We start from the raw sequence: 1,021 nt of genomic DNA on the forward strand, positions 1-1,021 counted from the left end.
GACCCATCCCGCCCGCGTGTTCGAGTTCGGGCTGGCGCGCATCCTCGACGGCGTGGCCGCCCTCATCGGCACCCGCGCCGGGACACCACCATCGACGCCGCCGCGCGGATAGGCTTCCACCCATGACCGTACGCCCGATCCGGATCATCGGTGACCCCGTCCTGCGCACCGCCTGCACCCCGGTGACCAGCTTCGACCGCGAACTGCAGCGCCTGGTCGACGACCTGATGGACACCCTGCTCGGTGCACCCGGACGCGCCGGCGTCGCCGCCCCGCAGATCGGCGTCGACGCCCAGGTGTTCGTCTACGACGCCGACGGCCACCGCGGACACATGATCAACCCGAGTATCGAACTGTCCGACGACACCCAGGACGACGACGAAGGCTGCCTGTCCATCCCCGGCCTGTACTTCCCGACCCGCCGCGCCATGCACGCCACCGTACGCGGCGTCGACCGGCACGGCGAACCCCTCACCATCTCCGGCAGCGGGTTCCTCGCCCGCGCCCTCCAGCACGAAACCGACCACCTGCGCGGTCGCCTCTACGTCGACACCCTCCAAGGGCAGATCCGCCGGCAGGCACTACGCGAAATCCGCGCCGGCCGGTTCGACTCACCGACCAGCCGCCGCTGACCCACCCACACCCCAGCCCACCTTTCGATGCGGCGATGGTTGGGAACACGACACGCCGAGGCCGCTCTCGCTGCGCCGCCGACGATCCACCAGTTGCCGCAGTGGACGCTCCGGCGCTGCCGGAGGTGCTGGCGGCGGCGCGGGCGGGCGAGACGGACGCTGGCTCAGCCGGGTACGGCGAGACACGAGACCCACGCCCCACCCGAGAAGCCCAACGAGACGCCCAGCGAGCGGAAGCGACGACCACCACGGCAGTCACGAGAACAGGCCGGACCTCACCGCGCCGCCCACTGGTCCCAACCCAACTTCGCCACCAACGCCAGCACCACCACCAGCAACACCACCCGCACGAACCCGGCACCCCGACGCAACGCCATCCGGGCCCCCAG

1 protein-coding gene is annotated in these 1,021 nt (G+C 71.3%); it reads left to right on the top strand.

Features of this window, described 5'->3' with window-relative positions:
• Nucleotides 1-122: 122 nt before the first annotated feature.
• On the top strand, nt 123-632 hold the full coding sequence (gene def / locus E1166_RS30590; protein ID WP_132343262.1) for a peptide deformylase: 510 nt from the start codon (nt 123-125) through the stop codon (nt 630-632).
• Nucleotides 633-1,021 lie beyond the last annotated feature (389 nt).

Origin of the sequence: Micromonospora sp. KC213 (genome assembly GCF_004348325.1) — a bacterium.
In the GTDB taxonomy this organism is placed as follows: domain Bacteria; phylum Actinomycetota; class Actinomycetes; order Mycobacteriales; family Micromonosporaceae; genus Micromonospora.